Source organism: Streptomyces sp. BJ20, assembly GCF_022869105.1.
GTDB lineage: Bacteria > Actinomycetota > Actinomycetes > Streptomycetales > Streptomycetaceae > Streptomyces > Streptomyces griseoincarnatus.
On record NZ_CP094918.1, the window covers coordinates 5,983,041 to 6,000,708 of the forward strand.

General features: G+C 76.0%; 14 protein-coding genes. 12 read left to right on the plus strand and 2 right to left on the minus strand.

From position 1 onward, the window contains the following. Positions 1-85 precede the first annotated feature (85 nt). From MTR79_RS27040 to MTR79_RS27080, 9 genes are all read left to right on the plus strand, one after another. The gene (locus MTR79_RS27040; RefSeq protein ID WP_189365154.1) at positions 86-1,225 is read left to right on the plus strand and encodes a glycosyltransferase family 4 protein; all 1,140 of its coding nucleotides are present in this window, start codon (positions 86-88) and stop codon (positions 1,223-1,225) included. Continuing rightward, positions 1,222-1,995, plus strand: a complete 774-nt coding sequence (locus MTR79_RS27045; RefSeq protein WP_244792146.1) for a class I SAM-dependent methyltransferase — start codon at positions 1,222-1,224, stop codon at positions 1,993-1,995. The genes MTR79_RS27040 and MTR79_RS27045 overlap by 4 nt, the downstream gene beginning before the upstream one ends. Further along, positions 1,992-6,431 (plus strand): alpha-(1->3)-arabinofuranosyltransferase family protein, encoded by a 4,440-nt coding sequence (locus MTR79_RS27050; RefSeq protein ID WP_244792147.1) that lies wholly within the window; start codon positions 1,992-1,994, stop codon positions 6,429-6,431. The genes MTR79_RS27045 and MTR79_RS27050 overlap by 4 nt, the downstream gene beginning before the upstream one ends. A gap of 406 nt (positions 6,432-6,837) precedes the next feature. Continuing rightward, the gene (locus MTR79_RS27055; RefSeq protein ID WP_244792148.1) at positions 6,838-8,112 is read left to right on the plus strand and encodes a condensation protein; all 1,275 of its coding nucleotides are present in this window, start codon (positions 6,838-6,840) and stop codon (positions 8,110-8,112) included. Further along, entirely contained in the window at positions 8,113-8,871 is a 759-nt protein-coding gene (locus MTR79_RS27060) for a class I SAM-dependent methyltransferase (RefSeq protein ID WP_189365960.1), read from the plus strand. 27 nt (positions 8,872-8,898) lie between these two features. Next, the gene (locus MTR79_RS27065) at positions 8,899-9,801 is read left to right on the plus strand and encodes a hypothetical protein (protein ID WP_244793312.1); all 903 of its coding nucleotides are present in this window, start codon (positions 8,899-8,901) and stop codon (positions 9,799-9,801) included. 7 nt (positions 9,802-9,808) lie between these two features. After that, complete coding sequence (locus MTR79_RS27070) at positions 9,809-10,060, plus strand: Trm112 family protein (RefSeq protein WP_086699023.1); 252 nt, start codon at positions 9,809-9,811, stop codon at positions 10,058-10,060. Beyond that, positions 10,057-10,893 carry an FkbM family methyltransferase gene (locus tag MTR79_RS27075; RefSeq protein WP_086699025.1) on the plus strand — a complete coding sequence of 279 codons (837 nt, stop codon included), beginning with the start codon at positions 10,057-10,059 and terminating at the stop codon, positions 10,891-10,893. The genes MTR79_RS27070 and MTR79_RS27075 overlap by 4 nt, the downstream gene beginning before the upstream one ends. Beyond that, positions 10,859-11,473, plus strand: a complete 615-nt coding sequence (locus tag MTR79_RS27080) for a hypothetical protein (RefSeq protein ID WP_189365959.1) — start codon at positions 10,859-10,861, stop codon at positions 11,471-11,473. Before MTR79_RS27075 ends, MTR79_RS27080 begins: the two co-directional genes overlap by 35 nt. Here the strand turns inward: MTR79_RS27080 and MTR79_RS27085 are convergent. Continuing rightward, entirely contained in the window at positions 11,451-12,323 is an 873-nt protein-coding gene (locus MTR79_RS27085) for a hypothetical protein (protein WP_189365958.1), read from the minus strand. The genes MTR79_RS27080 and MTR79_RS27085 overlap by 23 nt on opposite strands. A 70-nt stretch (positions 12,324-12,393) precedes the next feature. Continuing rightward, entirely contained in the window at positions 12,394-13,101 is a 708-nt protein-coding gene (locus MTR79_RS27090; RefSeq protein ID WP_086699029.1) for a FadR/GntR family transcriptional regulator, read from the minus strand. Between the two features lie 181 nt (positions 13,102-13,282). On the opposite strand from MTR79_RS27090, the gene MTR79_RS27095 reads away from it, so the two are divergent. The 3 genes from MTR79_RS27095 to MTR79_RS27105 are packed head-to-tail and all read left to right on the plus strand — an operon-like array spanning position 13,283 to position 17,508. Beyond that, a complete protein-coding gene (locus MTR79_RS27095) occupies positions 13,283-14,635 on the plus strand; it encodes an SLC13 family permease (protein WP_244792149.1) in 1,353 nt (450 codons plus the stop codon). Positions 14,636-14,687: 52 nt separating this feature from the next. Next, positions 14,688-16,157, plus strand: coding sequence for an acyl-CoA synthetase (locus MTR79_RS27100; protein ID WP_244792150.1), 1,470 nt, complete (start codon positions 14,688-14,690; stop codon positions 16,155-16,157). Continuing rightward, the gene (locus tag MTR79_RS27105) at positions 16,150-17,508 is read left to right on the plus strand and encodes a carboxyl transferase domain-containing protein (protein ID WP_244792151.1); all 1,359 of its coding nucleotides are present in this window, start codon (positions 16,150-16,152) and stop codon (positions 17,506-17,508) included. The genes MTR79_RS27100 and MTR79_RS27105 overlap by 8 nt, the downstream gene beginning before the upstream one ends. Positions 17,509-17,668 lie beyond the last annotated feature (160 nt).

Sequence of the window (17,668 nt, forward strand, 5' to 3'; positions counted from 1 at the left end):
GGGGCCGCCGGCCCCGCCCCACCCCCTGTGCACCACCCCGCGTTCCTCCCCACGCCGAATCACACCGAGACGAGTTGGAGCACCGATGCCCCAGCACGTGCCGTCCTCGCTGCGCACAGCGCTCCCCGGCGCGCAGCAGCCCTCCCCGGCGCTCCCCCCACACCCGCGCCGGATCGCCTTCCTCGCCCACCGGGACCTGGGCAGTCCGTCCGCAGGCGGCTCCGAGCTGCTGGTCGACCGTCTCGCCGACGGCCTGACCGGACGGGGCCACCAGGTCACCCTGTTGTGCGGCGGGCCCGCGGCCTTCCGCGACTACCGGGTGGTGTCGGCGGGCGGACCCTACGACCACTACCTGCGCGCCCGTTCCGCGTTCGCCCGGCAGGTCGGCGACTGCGACCTGCTGGTCGAGGTCTGCAACGGCATGCCGTACCTCGCGCCGCTGTGGCACCGCGGGCCCACCCTGTGCCTGGTCAACCATGTGCACACCGACCTGTGGCGGATGCGGTTCGGCGGCCCGCTGGCCCCGGCCGCACGGCTCGGCCGGAAGCTGGAGCACTGGGCCCTCACCGGGGCGCACCGGCACGGCCTGGTCGTCGCGGTGTCCCCGTCCACGGCGCACGCCCTCCAGCGCATCGGCGTCCCGCGGGAGCGGATCCGCGTGGTGCACAACGGGGTCGCCGAGCCGGGCCCGCGCACCGAACGCTCCCCGGAGCCGCTGTTCGTGGCGGTGGGCCGGCTCGTCGAGTACAAGCGGATCGACCTGCTGCTGCGACTGTGGGAGCGGGTGCGGCCGGTCACCGGCGGCACCCTGGTGATCGTCGGCGACGGGCCCGAACGGGAGCGTCTGGAGCGGCTCGCCGGGCCCGGCGTCCGCTTCACCGGGCACGTCTCCGAGGCGGAGAAGCACCGGCTGCTGTGCGCGGCCTGGCTGCTGCTGCACCCCTCCGCCGTGGAGGGGTGGGGTCTCGTCGTCACCGAGGCCGCGGCCCGGGAGACCCCTGCGGTCGCCTTCGACGTGCCCGGGCTGCGCGACTCCGTGCGGGACGGCGAGACGGGGGTGCTCGCCCGCGGCGAGTCCTCCTTCGCCGCCGCGTGGATCTCCCTCGCCCTGGCCCCGGAACGGCGCGCCCACATGGGCAAGGCGGCACGGGACGTCGCCGCCCGCTACCGGTGGGAGCACACCGTGCGCCAGTTCCTGGCGGTCGCCCGGGAGGCCGCGCGGTGACACGGTTCCGCCCTCCGGGACGCACCGGCACGTTGCCGGGAACCGGCAAGGATCCGTCCCTGCGGCGCTCCCTCGCGCTGTTCCGCGCCTTCCTGCGCGAGCAGGACGACCCGGACGCCTGCTACGCCCTGCTCGCCCGTGACGCCGTCGACCAGGTGGAGGCGTACGACGGGCCGGTGGCCGGGCGGGTCGTCGCGGACGTCGGCGGCGGCGGCGGGTATTTCACCCGTGAGTTCCGCGCCCGGGGCGCGCTCGCCTGCCTGTTGGAGCCCGACGCGCGGGAGCTGGGCGAGAAGCCGCCCGAGGGCGCGGTGGTCGCGGACGGCTATCTGCTGCCGCTCGCCGACGGGGCCGCGGACGTCACGTTCTCCTCCAACGTGCTGGAGCACGTGGCCGATCCGGGGACCTTCCTCAGCGAGCTGGTGCGGGTGACCCGGCCGGGCGGGCTGATCTACGTGTCGTTCACCAACTGGCTGTCCCCGTGGGGCGGTCACGAGTGGGCGCCCTGGCACTACCTGGGCGCCGGGCGGGCCCGCGCCCGGTACGAGCGCCGCACCGGCCGGCCCGCGAAGCACACCCTCGGCGAGAACCTGTTCGCCGTGCACGTCGGCCCCACCCTGCGCCAGGTGCGCGCCCGTGACGACGTGCGGATCGTCTCCGCGCGCTCCCGTTACTGGCCCTTCCTGACGGAGACCGTGGTGCGGGTGCCCGGCCTCCGCGAGTTCGCCACCTGGAACCTCCTCCTCATCCTCCGGCGGTGCCCCGCATGACGACCACGGTCCAGGCTCCCCCTCCCACCGCCGTCCCGGCCGGCCCCACGGCGGCGGGACCGCCGGGCGGCCCGCGCTCGCGCCGCTGGCTGCTCGGCTTCTGGGCGGCGGTGTTCGCGCTGTTCCTGGCGGTGCGGCCGGGACGGCAGACCTTCGACACCAAGCTCGGCGTCACCGTCGACCCGGGACGGTTCCTGGCCGACCTGGGCCAGTTGTGGCAGAGCCGGGGCTCGTTCGGCGGGATCGCCGACCAGTACACCGGCTATCTGTGGCCGATGCTGCCGTACTACTGGCTGGCCGACCTGGTGCGGCTGCCGGTGTGGCTGGCGGAGCGGCTGTGGATGTCGCTGATCGTGACGGCCGCGTTCTGGGGCGCGCTGCGGCTCGCGGAGCGGCTGCGCGTCGGCAGCGGCGCGTCCCGGCCGGTCGCCGCGGCGGCGTACGCGCTGTGGCCGGTGTTCACCGCGGTCGTCGGGTCCACGTCGGCCGCCGCGCTGCCCGGTGCGCTGCTGCCGTGGGTGCTGCTGCCGCTGGCCGACCAGCGGTACACGGCCCGGGTCGCGGCGCTGCGGTCGGCGCTCCTCGTGCCGTTCATGGGCGGCGTCAACGCGGCCTCCACGCTGGCGTCGCTGCTGCCGGTCGGGCTGTATCTGCTGTCCCGTCCGCCGGGTGCGCGGAAGTGGAGGCTGATCGCGTGGTGGGCGCCCGCGGTGGCGGTGGCGACCGCCTGGTGGTGGATCCCGCTGCTGCTGCTCGGCGTCCACGGGGAGAACTTCCTCCCGTACATCGAGACCGCGCGCACCACCACCGACACGATGGCGGCGACGGAGGCGCTGCGCGGCGCAGGGAACTGGGTGGCGTATCTGCACTTCGGCGAGCCGTGGCTGCCGGCCGGCTGGGCGGTCGCGTCCTCGGCGCTCGTGATCGTCTGCTCGGCGTGCGCGGCGGGCCTCGGGCTCGCGGGCCTGGCCCGGCGGGACATGCCGGAGCGGCGCTGGCTCGTGCTGACCGTGGTGGCGGCCGTGCTGGTGCTGCTCGCCGGATACGGCGGCGCGTCCGGCGGGCCGTTCCACGGGACGGTGCAGGACTGGCTGGACGGCCGGCTGTCGCCGTTCCGGAACGTCTACAAGTTCCAGACGGGCCTGGCGCTGGCGCTCGTCCTCGGTCTGGCGCACCTCGCCGGGCGGGGCGTGCCGGGCCGGGGGACGCGCCGGCGGCCGGGGGCGCGGACGGCGGCCCTGCTCGCGGCGGTGCTGGTGCTGCCGGGGCTGGCCTGGCCGTACATCGGCGGCAAGGTGCTCGGTCCCGGCTCGTTCCGGGAGATCCCCGCGTACTGGCGGGCCACCGCCGACTGGCTGGAGCAGAACTCGCCGGACGCGCGCGCCCTGGTGGTGCCGGCGACCGCGCACGGCATCCACACCTGGGGATCGACGATCGACCAGCCGCTCGACGTGGTCGCCGGCTCCCCCTGGGCGCAGCGCGACTACGTGCCCTTCGGCACGCCCGGCAACCGGCGGGCCCTGGACGCGGTGGAGCAGGCGCTGCTGACCGGCGGGGAGGTTCCGGGCCTCGCGGACTACCTGGCCCGGGCGGGCGTGCACCACGTCGTCGTCCGCAACGACCTCGACCCGGACCAGCTCGGACAGGTGCCCACGGCGACGGTGAAGCGCGCCCTGGAGCAGTCCGGGTACGAGCGGGTCGAGGGCCTGGGCCCCGTGACGACCGGCGGGATCATCGCCCCGGGCACCCCGCTCCAGGTGGAGGGCCTGTACCCGCGGCAGCGCGCGGTGGAGATCTACCGCCCGGCCGGCACGGACGTGCCCAGGCCGGGCCGGGCGGGACTGCTGCCGGTGGCCGACACGGCCGTGGTGTCGGGTGGGCCCGAGTCGCTGCTGCCGCCGGCTCAGGAGCTGCGTGGCCGGCCCGCCGTGCTGGCCGGCGACGCGCATCCGGGTCTCGGCGCCCCTGCCGTGCGGGTGACCGGCGACGGGCTGCGCCGGGCGGACACCCGCTTCGGGCTGGTCAACTCCCACACCTCGTACACGTACACGCCCGACGAGCGCAACGCGCCCGACGCCGCCCAGGACCCGGGCGAACGGCCCCGGCAGATCCTCCCCGTGGCGGGCGAGGAGCACCAGACGGTGGCCGAACTGCGCGGCGCCCGCGAGGTGTCGGCGTCCTCCTACGGCAACTGGCTGTTCCACCTGCCGCAGTACGACCCGGTGCACGCCTTCGACGGCGACCCGGCGACCGGCTGGGCCGAGGGCGCCGAGGACTCCCCGGACGGGCAGTGGCTGCGGATCGCCTTCGACGGCCGCTACGACATGCCGGACGCCCTCCGCGTCACCCCGCTCCCCCAGAACGGGGTGCGGGCGGCGCCGACCGAGGTGCGGGTGGAGACGGAGAACGGCTCCGCGACGTCGTTCCTGCGCGTCGACGGCGAGCGGGAGCGGATCGACGCGCCCGCGGGCCCGACCCGCTGGATGAAGCTCACGATCACCGGCTCGACCGTGCCCCGCCCCGGCGTCACCGGCGCCGGGTTCTCCGAGGTGGAGCTGCCCGGCGTGAAGGTGACGCGGCTGCTGCGGCTGCCCGAGGACGGCAAGGGCACGGCGGCCCCGGCGCGGATCGTGTCGCTGCACCGGGCCGCCGACCCCACCGGGCTGTCCCTCGCCGGCAGCGAGTCGGGGCTGCGCCGGATCGTCGACGCCGGCCAGGCCGGGACGTACGCGGTGCGGGCGCGCGCGGTGGCGGTGCCGGGCGAGGCGCTGGACCGGCTGCTGTACGAGGTCGCGCCCGAGCAGCGGCGGAGGATCGTCGCGACGGCGGCCTCCACGGCACGGCTGGGCGCGGGCCTGTCCGCGCGGAACCTCACCGACGGGGACCTGACCACCGCGTGGATCGCGGGCGACGACCCGAGCGTCCGGCTGAGCTGGCCGGGGAAGCGGCGGATCGGCGAACTGGTGCTGGCGCCCGCCGGCGGGCTGTCCGCGCGGGCCGCAGAGGTACGGATCACGTCCCCGGCCGGCGCGGTGGTGGCGGGCGTCGACGACAACGGCTGGGTGCGGTTCCCGCCGATGACCACCGACCGCCTCGACATCACGGTCACCCGCACCGCCCCGCTCACCGTGCACAACCCGGCGGTGGGCGAGGACCTCCAGCTGCCGGTCGGCCTGACGGAGGCGTACGTCCCCGCGCTGGACGACCTCCGCACGGAGCAGCCGAAGGGCGACCCTGCGTTCTCGCTGGCGTGCGGCAAGGGGCCGGCGCTGACGGTGGACGGCGAGCGGTACGACACCGCCGTGCGCGGCGCCGTACGGGATCTGGTGGAGCGGCGTCCCGTCGAGGTGACGCCGTGCCGCGACGGACGGACCGTCCCCGGGTTCGAACTCGCCGCGGGGCCGCACGAGATCGAGGCGGACGACGCGGGACCGCTGACCGCCACCGAGGTGACGCTCACCCTGGGGACCGTGCCGGACCGCGCGGCCACCGGGCGCGACCTGCGGGTGCGGGACTGGGCGGGCGACCGCCGCGAGGTGCGCGTCGGACCCGGCGCCGCCTCGTACCTGACGACGCACGAGAACCACAACGACGGCTGGAAGGCCACCCTCGACGGAGAGGAGCTGACCCCGCTGCGGCTGGACGGCTGGCAGCAGGGCTGGCTCGTCCCGGCGGGCGAGGGCGGCACGGTGACGCTCTCCTACGGGCCCGCCACGACGTACGGCGCCGCACTGGTCGCGAGCGGCGCCGGGATCGTGGTGCTGGCGGGCCTGCTGCTGTGGCGCCGCCGCGCGGAGAACCCCGACGGCCTCCGACCGGCGTCCCCGGCCGCCCCCGGGGTGTGGCTGGGCACGGTCGTGGTGGCGCTGACGGGCGTGGTGGTCGCGGGCTGGTGGGCCCTGCTGCTCCCGCCCTTGGCCCTTCTCGCCTGGCGCCGCCGCTCCCTGCTCCCTCCGCTGGCCTTCGCCACCCTCACGGGAGCGGGCCTCACGGCGGCGGTGGGCGCGGGGGGCGCGGTGACCGCGGGCGAGGGGGCATTCGGACACGTGGCCCAAGTGCTGTCCTTGACCGGCCTGTTCGCGGGGCTGGTGACCCTGGGCACGGACCGGGAATGGGACGAGACGCCTGCCGGCGAGGGGCCGGGCCCGGAGGAGGGAGGCACGGGGGCGCCGGCGGCCGGTGGGCACGGCACCGGCCACTTGGCCGGCGACCCGGGAGCCACGGCCCTGCTGCCCACCCCGGCGGACCCAGCCGCCGCGTCCCGGCCGACGTACCCGCCCCCGGCGGCCCGGGTACGCCCGTTCCTGCCACCGCTTCCGTCACGCGGCGGCCAGGGAGGACGCGGACCGGGAGGCCCCGCACGCCCGGGAACCGAAAGCCCCACCACCCGAGGGGCCGAAGGCCCCATCGACCCCGGCACGGGAGGTCCCGCATGACCGCGCACACCCACCTGGACGCCGGAGGCCCCACCAACCCCACCGCGGGAGGTCCCGCATGACCGCGCACGCCCGCCCGGGCGCCGGAGGCCCCACCAACCCCACCGCGGGAGGTCCCGCATGACCGCGCACGCCCGCCCGGGCGCCGGAGGCCCCACCAACCCCACCGCGGGAGGTCCCGCATGACCGCGCACGCCCGCCCGGGCGCCGGAGGCCCGACGGGCTCCGCCCACCGCGGATCCGGAGCCTCCACGCATCCGGGAACCGCTGGTGCGGCGGGTCCGAGCCCCATGAGCCACGAACGCCCGAAGCCTGACGGTCCCACAGACCCAGCACGTCCGAGGGCCGTAGACCCCACCACCCGAGGGGCCGAAAGCCCCACCGACCCCGGCGCGGGAGATCCCGCATGAGCGCGCACGCCCGCCCGGGCGGCACCATCCCCTTCTCCGTCGTCGACGAGATCTCCCGGCACTGTCTCCGGCACGAGGAACCGGAGACCGTCCACATCGAGGTGCACCTGCCCGGTGAGGTGGATCCGGGTCGGCTGCGCAAGGCCTTCGGCGAGGCGTTGCGGCGGCATCCTCGGAGTCTGGTGCGGGAGGCACCCGGGCGCTGGTACCGGAGGCGTTACGCGTGGGAGCCGACCGACGGGCCGGACGCGGGGCCCGTGAGCTTCCCGGTGCCGGGCGAGCACGCCCTGCGGGACGCCCGCGTCCGGGCGCTGCGCGCCGCGCCCCCGCTCACCGTGTCGCCGCCGGTCCGGCTGGAAGCCGTGCGCGGGGCGGCGGAGGGCACCGTCCTGGTCCTGACCGTCCACCACACCGCGATGGACGGCCCCTCCTGTCTGCGCGTGCTGGCCACCGCAGCCGGGCTGTACGGCGGGCGGGACAACGAGCCGGCCGCCCCGCCCGTCCGTCCCCCGGACGCGCCGCCCGTCCCGCCGGACACCCTGTCCCCGTGGATCCGCCCGGCCCGGGTGGCGCGCGGCGCGCCCGGCCCCGCGCCCGGCAACGGGCTGATCGTCACGGAACTGCCGCTGCCGCGCCGCCCGCAGGGCGCCCCGTACACGGTGAACGACCAGCTGATGGCGGCCACCGCGCTGAGCGTGGCGCACTGGAACCGGGAACGCGGCGCCGGGCGGCGCCGGCCGCTGCGGATCACCATGCCGGTGGACGGCCGGCCCCGGGACAGCGGCATGCCGATCGGCAACGGCACCCGCCTGGTCGACGTGGTCTTCGCCCCGGAGGAGCTGGACGCGTACGCGGTGCCGGAGCTGCTGCGCCGTACCGCCCTGCGCACCCGCGCCCTCAAGGCTCTCCCCCGCCCCCAGCTCGGGCACGGCGCCGCCCTGCTGACCGCGCCGTGGGCCCCGGTCGCCTGCCGGGCCGCGCTGACCCGGGGGCTGCGCCGGGCGGCGGCGCCGTGGACGTCGACCACGCTGCTCAGCAACATCGGCCGCGTCCCGTACCCGCTGGACTTCGGTGACGACGCCGGCCGGGCGCGGGCCGTGTGGTTCTCGGCGCCCGCCCGGATGCCGCGCGGGCTGACCTTCACCACCGCGTCCACGGCGGGCCGGCTGCATCTGGCGCTGCGGTGGTCGAACGCGCTGCTCGGGGACGGCGACGGCGCGCGTCTGTGCGAGCTGTTCGCGCACCACCTGCGGACCACGGAGGCGACCTGAGTGACGACCACCGCATCCCCCTCCCCCGGCACGCCGTCCCCGCCCCCCGGGCTGCGCGACTTCTACGAGAACCCCGCCGTGCCGGTCGCCTCGGGTCCGTCCCGGACTCTGCGCCAGGCCCGCATGCTGGCCCGCGCGCTGGGTCCGGCCGACGCGTCGGGTCCGCGTACGGTCCTGGACATCGGCTGCGGCGACGGCAGCGCGGCCGCCACCGCCGCCCCGCTGCTGCGCGGCCACCGGCTGATCGGCGTGGACTGGTCGCAGGACGCCCTCGCCCGGGCGCGCACCCGGCTGCCGTACGCGGTGCGCGGCGAACTCGGCGGCGGGGGCCTGCCGTTCGCGTCGGGTGCGGCGGACGCGGTGCTGTTCAGCGAGGTGCTGGAGCATCTGGTCGACCCGGACGCGGCGCTCGACGAGATCCGCCGGGTGCTGCGGCCGGGCGGCCACCTCATGCTCTCCACGCCGAACCTGGCGGCCTGGTACAACCGCGCCCTGCTGCTCGCCGGGGTGCAGCCGGTGTTCTCCGAGGTGAGCCTGCGCTCCGTCCACGGCCGGCCGGGCGCGGAGGTGGTCGGACATCTGCGGCTGTACACGGCCCGCGCGCTGCGGGAGTTCGTCGCCGCGTCCGGCTTCGCCGTCGTGGCGCTGGAGGGGGCGCCGTTCCACGGGGTGCCGCGGGTGCTGCGGCCGCTGGACCGGCTGGCCTGCGCCGCGCCGTCACTCGCGTCGATCCTGCTGCTGCACGCGCGGCGGACGTGAGGGAGGCCGGGGGACATGTGGTGGGGAGTGGCCGCGGCGCTGCTGGCGAACGTCCTGTACAGCGCGGGGTTCGTGCTGGAGAAGCGGGCGCTGGGCGCGCTGCCCGAGGTGACGGTGCGGCGGCCGGCCCGGCTGCTGCGGCTGGTGCTGGGCAGCCCGCTGTGGATCGGCGGCTCGCTCGCCCTCGCGGCCGGGTTCGCGGCGCAGCTCGCCGTGTACCGCACCCTGCCGATCGCCGCCGCGCAGGGCCTGTTCGTGTCCGGTCTGGTGCTGCTGGTGCTGCTGTCGGCGCGGCTGCTGGGCGAGGAGACCAGCGGCCGGGAGCGGTACGCGCTCGGCGCGATCCTGCTGGCGCTGCTGATGGTGGTGCTGTCGCTGCGGGAGAGCGGAGCGGACGCCGACACGGTGGGCCGGGACGCGCCGTACCCGCTGATCCTGCTGGTGTGCGTGCCGGCGCTGGCGGCAGGGGTGTGGCTGTACTCGTCCGCCGAGCGCAACGCCCGCCACCGGCACCGGCTGCCCACCACCGGTGTCGAGTACGGCATCGCCGTCGGCCTGCTCTACGGGGTCAGCTCACTCGCCGTGAAAGGCGTCTCCAGCCACCTGACGACCGGCGGAGTCGGCGCGTCGGCCCTCGCGCTGCTGCGCTCCCCGTACCCGTATCTGCTGCTGTTCACCGGGGCGTTCGGGCTCGTGATGTCGCAGGCGGCGCTGCAGCGCTGCCGTGCCTCGCTGATCGTGCCGGTGTGCACGACCGTGACGTGCCTGTTCACGGCGGTGCTCGGCACGCTGTCGTTCGGCGAGGAACTCCCGGACGAGCCGCTGCGGCTGGCGCTGCGCGTACTCGGCACCGTCCTCGCGGTGACCGTGCTGCTCGCCATGCCCAAGCACGACACCGCGCCGCGAACCCCCGCCGGACCGAGGAGTTGACGACACCATGAAGCACGACGACCCGCTGCTGAGGATTCTCGCCTGCCCGCTCGACAAGGGGCCGCTGCGGCTGCTCGCCGCGGACGACGGGGACGGGGACGGGGACGGGGAGGCGCTGTACAACCCGCGGCTGCGACGCCGTTACCCGGTCGTCGACGGCATCCCGCAGCTGCTGCCGTCGTCCGGTGAACAGGTACCGGAGGAGGAGCACGAGCGGCTGCTGGCCCGCGCGGCCGAGGCCCCGGGGACCGCGCCGTGACCGGGCGGCGCTCGCTCGCGGCGCGGGCGGCGTCCGTGCTGCCCGCGCGCGCGGTGGCGGCGACGGCCCGCGCGGTCTACCCGCGCTTCGAGCCGGAGCTGGCCCGCCTCGCCGACCTGTGCCCGCCGGGCTGCGACACGGCGGTGGACGTCGGCGCCTGGTACGGCCCGTGGACGCACCGGCTGGCCCGCCGCGCCCGCCGGGTGGTCACCCTGGAGCCCGTGCCGCGCCTGGCCCGGCTGCTGGGCGCGACCGCCCCGCCGAACGTACGGGTCATCCGCGCGGCCGCCTCCGACCGGCCCGGCATCGCCCGGCTGTGGCTGCCGGACGACGACACCGGCGCCCGGGGCGTGTCGTCGCTGGTCCGCCGGGACGTCCACGGCCACGCCCTGGACGTCACCTGCGTCGCCCTGGACGACCTGGGCCTGCGCGACGTCGGCTTCCTGAAGATCGACGTGGACGGCAACGAGCCGGCGGTGCTGCGCGGGGCGACCGGCATCCTCGCCCGCGACCGGCCGGCCCTGTTCGTCGAACTGGAGTCGCGCATCCAGCCGATCGCCCCGGTGGTGACGTACCTGTCCCTGCTGGGCTACGACGGCTGGGTGCTGCCCGCCGGCACCTGGATCCCCCTGTCCCGCTTCCCGTTGGAGGCCCATCAGGAGCGCACCGCGTACGTCGCCACGCACGGGCTGCTGCGCCGGATCCTCCCCTCCGAGCGGCTGCGCGGCCCCCGCTACGTCAACTCGGTGCTGTTCCTCCCGGACGGCCGCCGCCCGGGAGAGCCTCCGGTGGGCGACGATGGGTCACGTGCCCACCGGACGACGCCCACCTGAACCGTTCACCCCGTTCCACTTCCAGCTGGTGCTGCTGCGCCGCATGGCCGACCACAACCCCGGCCTGGTGGAGGACGCCCGGCGCGCGCTGGGCGCCTCCCTCGCCGACATGCGGGAGGCGAACCGGCGCTGGCAGGCGATGGTCCGCTCGCCGCGCCCCCGCCCGGCCCTCTCCCGGTACCGGTCGGTGCTGGGCGAGCCGGAGTCGCGTACCCCGCGCCGGGTCGGCGACCTGGACTGCGAGGCGTGGCGGTGGCCGCTGCCGCTCTGGCCGGACCTGCGCTTCGAGGCGCTGACCCCGGCGGGCGGGGGCGCGGTGTGGAACGAGTGGCTGGTCCGCGCCCCGGGCGCGCCCGCGCCCGCGCTGCGCACGCTGGACGATCTCACGCCCTGGTCGTGCACGGTGGACGAGGTGGCCCGCGCCTTCGCCCCGGCCCGCCCACTGGAGGGGTCGGCGCCCACCCGGTGGGGGCTTGCGTTCACCGCCCCGGACGCGGAGGGCCGGTCTCACGAGGTGGCCGCGGAGTTCACCTGGGGGCTGCTCCAGCGGACGGGCGTCAGCGGCGCGCCGCCTCGATGATCCGCTCGGCGACCACGGGCAGCGACTCGGGGTGCAGCCACAGGAACAGGTTCGGCTCGACCAGCTCCAGCTCCATCACCCGGGGCCGCCCGTCGTCGCCGTCCACCAGGTCCACCCGCGCGTACAGCAGCTCGGGTTCGCCGGGCACGGCGGACAACGCGGCATCCGCGACAGCGAGTTCGTCCGCCGTGGGGGTCCAGTCGGTCAGCCCGGGGTGGGCGGTCTTCCGCTGGTCGTAGGGAGTGCCGGGGGCGAGCACCGGACCCTTCCTGCTGGCGTGCAGCAGCTTCCCGTCGAAGAACTGCAGCGCCCGCTCCCCGCCGCTGTCGATGGCCCGCACGTACGGCTGCACCATCGCCGTGAACCCGTCGTCGTGCAGGCGCCGGACGTGCCGTACGGCGGTGTCGTGCTCGTCGGGGGTGTAGCGGGCGGCGAACCGGGCGCCGGCGCCGGAGGCCGGCTTCACCACGAACTCGATGCCGTCCGGGAGCTCCACGGAGTCCCCGGGCGCCAGGTACCGCGTCTCCACCACGGGCACCCCGGCCGCCGCGAGGTCCGCGAGGTAGCGCTTGTCTGTGTTCCAGCGCACCACGTCCGCCGGATTGGCCAGCCGGGTCAGCCCCCCGCACCGCTCGGCCCACGCGGTGAACTCGGCCGCCCGCCAGCTGTAGTCCCAGGTGGAGCGGATCACGGCGAGGTCGAAGCGGGCCCAGTCGACGCGGCCGTCGTCCCACACCTCGGCGGACGCCTCCGCCCCTGCCTCGTCCAACGCCCGCACCAGCACCGGCAGATCCCGGTCCTCGGCCACGTCGGGCCCGTCCGCACAGGTCACCAGCGCGACACGCACCACGCCGCCTCACCCCTCCCACGACCACCTCGGCTCCGCAAGGAGGCTAACAACCGCAGGTGGAAGGCGACGCCTAGCGGTCCTCCTCCGGGTCCCAGTCCAGCAGACGCACCTTGGCGACCGTGCGGACGTGGCGGCGCATGGCGGCGGCGGCCTGCCGGGGGCGACCGTCGGCGATCGCGTCGAGGATCGCCTGGTGCTGGGCGAGGGAGCGGTGGGGGCGGCCGGGCTGGCGCAGGGACTCGGTGCGGCTCTCGGCGATCTGCTCGGCGATGGAGCGCATGAACTCCGCGAGCAGGGCGCTGTGCGCGGCCGCCGTCACCGCCGCGTGGAACCGGCGGTCGCCCTCCACGCCCGCGCCGCCCGCCTCGATCTCCTCGGCCATGTGCGTGAGCGCGGACCGCAGCGCGGCCAGGTCGTCGTCCGTGCGCCGCTCGGCGGCCAGTTCGGCGAGCTTGGTCTCCAGGGCCTCCCGCGCCTCCAGCACGTCCGGCAGCCTCCGGCGCCGCTCCACCATCCGCTCCACCGGCTCGACGTCCAGGCTGTCGCGGACCAGGTAGGTGCCGCCGCCGTGCCGGGCCTCGACCAGCCCCTGAACCTCCAGCACGACGATCGCCTGCTTCACGGAGGCGCGGCTCACGCCGAGCCGCTGGGCCAGGTCCCGCTCGGGCGGAAGGCGGTCCCCGGCGCGCAGGCCGCCCTCGGCGACGTACTGGCGCAGCCGGTCCAGAACCTGTTCGTACAGGCGCTGTCTCGCCATCGGGCGCAGGGCGTCGGTCACGGCGGTCCCCCTTTCGCGGGGAGATTAGCACCGGGTCCTCACGAGTGGACGAGTGGCTGAGCCAATTCATGCGCGACCCCTTGACGGGCCTCCGCGCGGGCCGCACGCTGTGCGACCGAACGGACTTCGCCATTCCAGCGCCGCAAAGTGGTTCAGCCACTCAGCCACTCGGGAGCCCCGCATGTCCCCCGAACTCCTCTCCGTCCTCGTCCTCGCGGTGGTGTTCGTCATCGCCACCACCCGCTCCGTGAACATGGGGGCACTCGCCTTCGCCGCCGCCTTCGGGGTCGGCACGCTCGTCGCCGACCTCGACGCGGACGGCGTCTTCGCCGGCTTCCCCGGCGACCTGTTCGTCGTCCTCGTCGGCGTCACCTACCTGTTCGCCCTGGCGCGCGCCAACGGCACCACCGACTGGCTGGTGCACGCGGCCGTGCGGCTGGTGCGGGGGCGGGTGGCGCTGATCCCCTGGGTGATGTTCGCCCTGACCGGCGCGCTCACCGCGATCGGCGCGGTCAGCCCGGCCGCGGTCGCGATCGTCGCGCCGATCGCCCTGAGCTTCGCCGCCCGGTACGGCATCAGCCCGCTGCTGATGGGCGCGATGGTGGTGCACGGCGCCCAGGCCGGCGGCTTCTCGCCGATCAGCATCTACGGCTCGATCGTCAACGGCATCGTCGAGCGGGAGAAGCTGCCCGGCAGCGAGATCACGCTGTTCCTCGCCTCCCTGCTGGCGAACCTGGTCATCGCGGCGGTGGTGTTCGCCGTGTGCGGCGGGCCGAAGCTGTGGCGGCAGGGGACGGTCGCGGAGCCGGCCGCCTCCCCGGGCGAGGGTGAAGAGGAGCCGGGTGGTACCGCGGGCGGCGGGTCCGCAGGCGGAGGCACCCGTACCGCCCCCGCCTCCACGCTCGCCCGCACCGACGCCCCGGCCGCCGCCGTCCCGCTCACCGCCCCGGTGATCGCCACCCTCGTCTGCCTGGTCGCGCTCGTCGTCGCCGTCCTCGGCTTCGACCTGGACGCGGGCCTCACCGCCATCACCCTCGCGGTCGTGCTGAGCACCGTCTGGCCGGACGTCAGCCGCCGCGCGGTCACCGAGATCGCCTGGCCGACGGTCCTGCTGATCTGCGGCGTCCTCACCTACGTCGGCGTCCTGGACGAGATGGGCACCATCACCTGGGCCGGGGAGGGCGTCGGCGGCATCGGCGTCCCGCTGCTCGCGGCGGTGCTGCTCTGCTACATCGGCGCGATCGTGTCCGCCTTCGCCTCGTCCGTCGGCATCATGGGCGCGCTGATCCCGCTCGCGGTGCCGTTCCTGGCGCAGGGCGAGATCGGCGCCGTGGGCATGGTCGCCGCGCTCGCCGTGTCGGCGACGGTGGTGGACGTCAGCCCCTTCTCCACCAACGGCGCCCTGGTCCTCGCCGCCGCCCCGGACGTGGACCGCGAGCGCTTCTTCCGGCAGCTCATGGCCTACGGCGGGATCGTCGTGGCGGCGGTTCCGGCGGTGGTGTGGCTGGTGATGGTGGTACCCGGCTGGGGGTAGGACACCCGACGCAGCCACGACAGCGACGACAGCGACCCAAGGAGTACGACGCGTGTCCTCTCTCTTCCCGTCCCTCACCGCCGGCCCGGCCGGCGGCTCCGCCGGCCGTCCCGCCCTGCGCTTCGGCGAGCGCTCACTGACATACGGGGGACTCGCCGCAGCGGCCGGTTCGGTGGCCGGGGACCTCAAGGGGGTACGCACGGCCGCCGTGTGGGCCACTCCGACCCTGGAGACCGCCGTCGCCGTCACCGCCGCGCTGCTCGCCGGGGTGGTCGTGGTCCCGCTCAACCCGAAGTCCGGCGCGCGGGAGCTGGGCCACATCCTCGGCGACAGCGCCCCCGACGTGCTCCTCGCGGCGCCCGGTGCCGCGCTGCCCGACGCGCCGGCCGCCCTGCGCCGCGTGGAGGTGGACCCGGCCCGCGGCACCGACCCGGGCTCCGTGCCCGACGACCGGGAGCTCGACCCGGAGGACCCCGCCCTGATCGTCTACACCTCCGGCACCACCGGCCCGCCCAAGGGCGCGGTGATCCCCCGCCGTTCGATCGCCTCGACGCTGGACGCCCTCGCCGACGCCTGGCGGTGGACCGACGCCGACGTGCTGGTGCACGGCCTGCCGCTGTTCCATGTGCACGGCCTGGTCCTCGGCACGCTGGGCCCGCTGCGGCGCGGCGGGTCGGTGCGTCATCTGGGCCGGTTCACCACCGAGGGCGTGGCCCGTGAGCTGAACTCCGGCGCGACCATGCTGTTCGGCGTGCCGACCATGTACCACCGCGTCGCGGAGGCGCTGCCCGCCGAGCCGGACCTGGTGCGGGCGCTGTCCGGGGCGCGGCTGCTGGTGTCGGGCTCGGCCGCGCTGCCGGTGCACGACCACGAGAGGATCACGGCGGCGACCGGCGCCCGGGTCGTCGAGCGGTACGGCATGACGGAGACGCTGATGAACACCAGCGTCCGCGTCGACGGCGAGACCCGACCCGGCTCGGTCGGCGTGCCGCTGCCCGGCGTAGAGCTGCGGCTGGTCGAGGAGGACGGCACCCCGGTGGCGGCGTACGACGGCGAGACCGTGGGGGAGATCCAGGTGCGCGGGCCGAACCTGTTCACCGAGTACCTCAACCGGCCCGACGCCACCGCCGACGCGTTCACCGCCGACGGCTGGTTCCGCACCGGCGACATGGCGGTCCGCGACCCCGGCGGCGACGTCCGCATCGTCGGCCGCAAGGCCACCGACCTGATCAAGAGCGGCGGGTACAAGATCGGGGCGGGTGAGATCGAGAACGCGCTGCTGGAACACCCGGGCGTGAAGGAGGCCGCCGTCACCGGGGAGCCGGACGCCGACCTGGGCGAGCGGATCGTGGCGTGGGTGGTGCCGGCCGACCCGCAGTCCCCGCCCGGTCTGGAGGAGCTGGCGGACCATGTGGCGGCGCGTCTCGCCCCGCACAAGCGGCCCCGGGTCGTCCGCCACCTCGACGTGCTGCCCCGCAACGACATGGGCAAGATCATGAAGCGGGCGCTGACGCATGGCTGACCGCCCGTCGGCCCGCGAGGCCCTCGCCCTGGTCACGGACACGTTCACCGAACTGCCGTACCCGGAGCGGCGATCCGCGCCGGACGGCCCGCTCGGCTGGTCCGGTTACGACGAGGCCCACGCCCGCGCCGCCGCACGCACCGGCGAGACCGAGTCCGTGGTCTGCGGGGTCGCGGACGTCGAAGGCACGCGGGCCGTGCTGATCGCGTTCGAGTTCGGCTTCCTCGGCGGCTCCCTCGGCGAGGGCACCGGCGACCGCCTGGAGGCCGCTTACGCGCACGCCGTCGCGCACCGGCTGCCGCTGGTGTCCCTGGTCGCCACCGGCGGCAGCCGGATGCAGGAGGGCATGCTCGCCCTGACCCAGCTCCAGCGGGTGGCGCGCGCGTCGGCGCGGGCCCGCGAGGCGGGGCTCCCCCAGACAGCCGTCCTGCGGGACCCGACGACCGGCGGCGGCTGGGCCACGCTGGGCGCGGGTGCGGACGTCGTGCTCGCCCTGCCCGGGGCGCAGGTCGGTTTCGCCGGCTCCCGGGTCCGCCCTCCGGACGCGGACCCGACGGCGTACACGGCCGAGGCCCAGGTCGCGGCGGGAGCGGCGGACGCGCTGGTCCCGCCGGAGGAGCTGCGCACGACTCTGGGCCGCTGGCTGCGGCTGCTGACCCGCCCGTCCTCCGACCCGGCCCCGCCGCCGCACGCACTGGGCGCGGTCGACCTGCCGGCCACCGGCTGGGACGCGGTGAGCCGTGCCCGCTCACCGCACCGCCCGCGCGCCATCGCCTACCTGAACGCCTACTTCAGGTCACGCGTCACGCTCTCCGGTGACCGCTGCGGCGGCGCCGACCCCGACGGCATGCTCTGCGGCTTCGGCGACCACGGCGGCCGCACGGTCGCCTACGCGGCCCAGACGGGCACGGCCACCCGCCCCGCCGGCTACCGCACGGCCGCCCGTCTGATCCGCCTCGCCGACCGCCTCGGCATACCGGTGCTGACCCTGGTGGACACCCCGGGCGCGGCCAACGACGCGGAGGCGGAACGGCAGGGCGCGGGGGCGGCCGTCGCGGACCTCTTCGCCGCCGTCGCCGCCGCCCGCACGCCGCTGACCACGCTGGTCATCGGGGAGGGCGGCTCGGGCGGCGCACTCGCTCCGGCCGCGCCGGGCAACACCTGGGCCACCCCGGACAGCTACTTCTCGGTGATCGCACCGGAACTGGCGGCGGCGATCCTGAAGCGCCCGCCGTCCGAGGTGGAACCCACGGCGGACGCCCTGCGCATCCGGCCGCAGGATCTGGTGGAGCTGGGGGTGGTGCGAGGGGTCGTGGGTCCGGAGGGCGCCCAGGCGGCCGGCTTCGGCTGAGAAGTCCCGGGAGGGACCCGCACGACCGTGGGCCCACGCCTGCCGCCCGCCCCGACCAGCGGTCCTGAAGCGCTGTCAGCAGAAGTCCGGGTCGCCGATCCACCGTCAGGCGCGCTCACCGTCCACACGCCGCCCGGCCTGACCCGTTGTAAGGCACTCG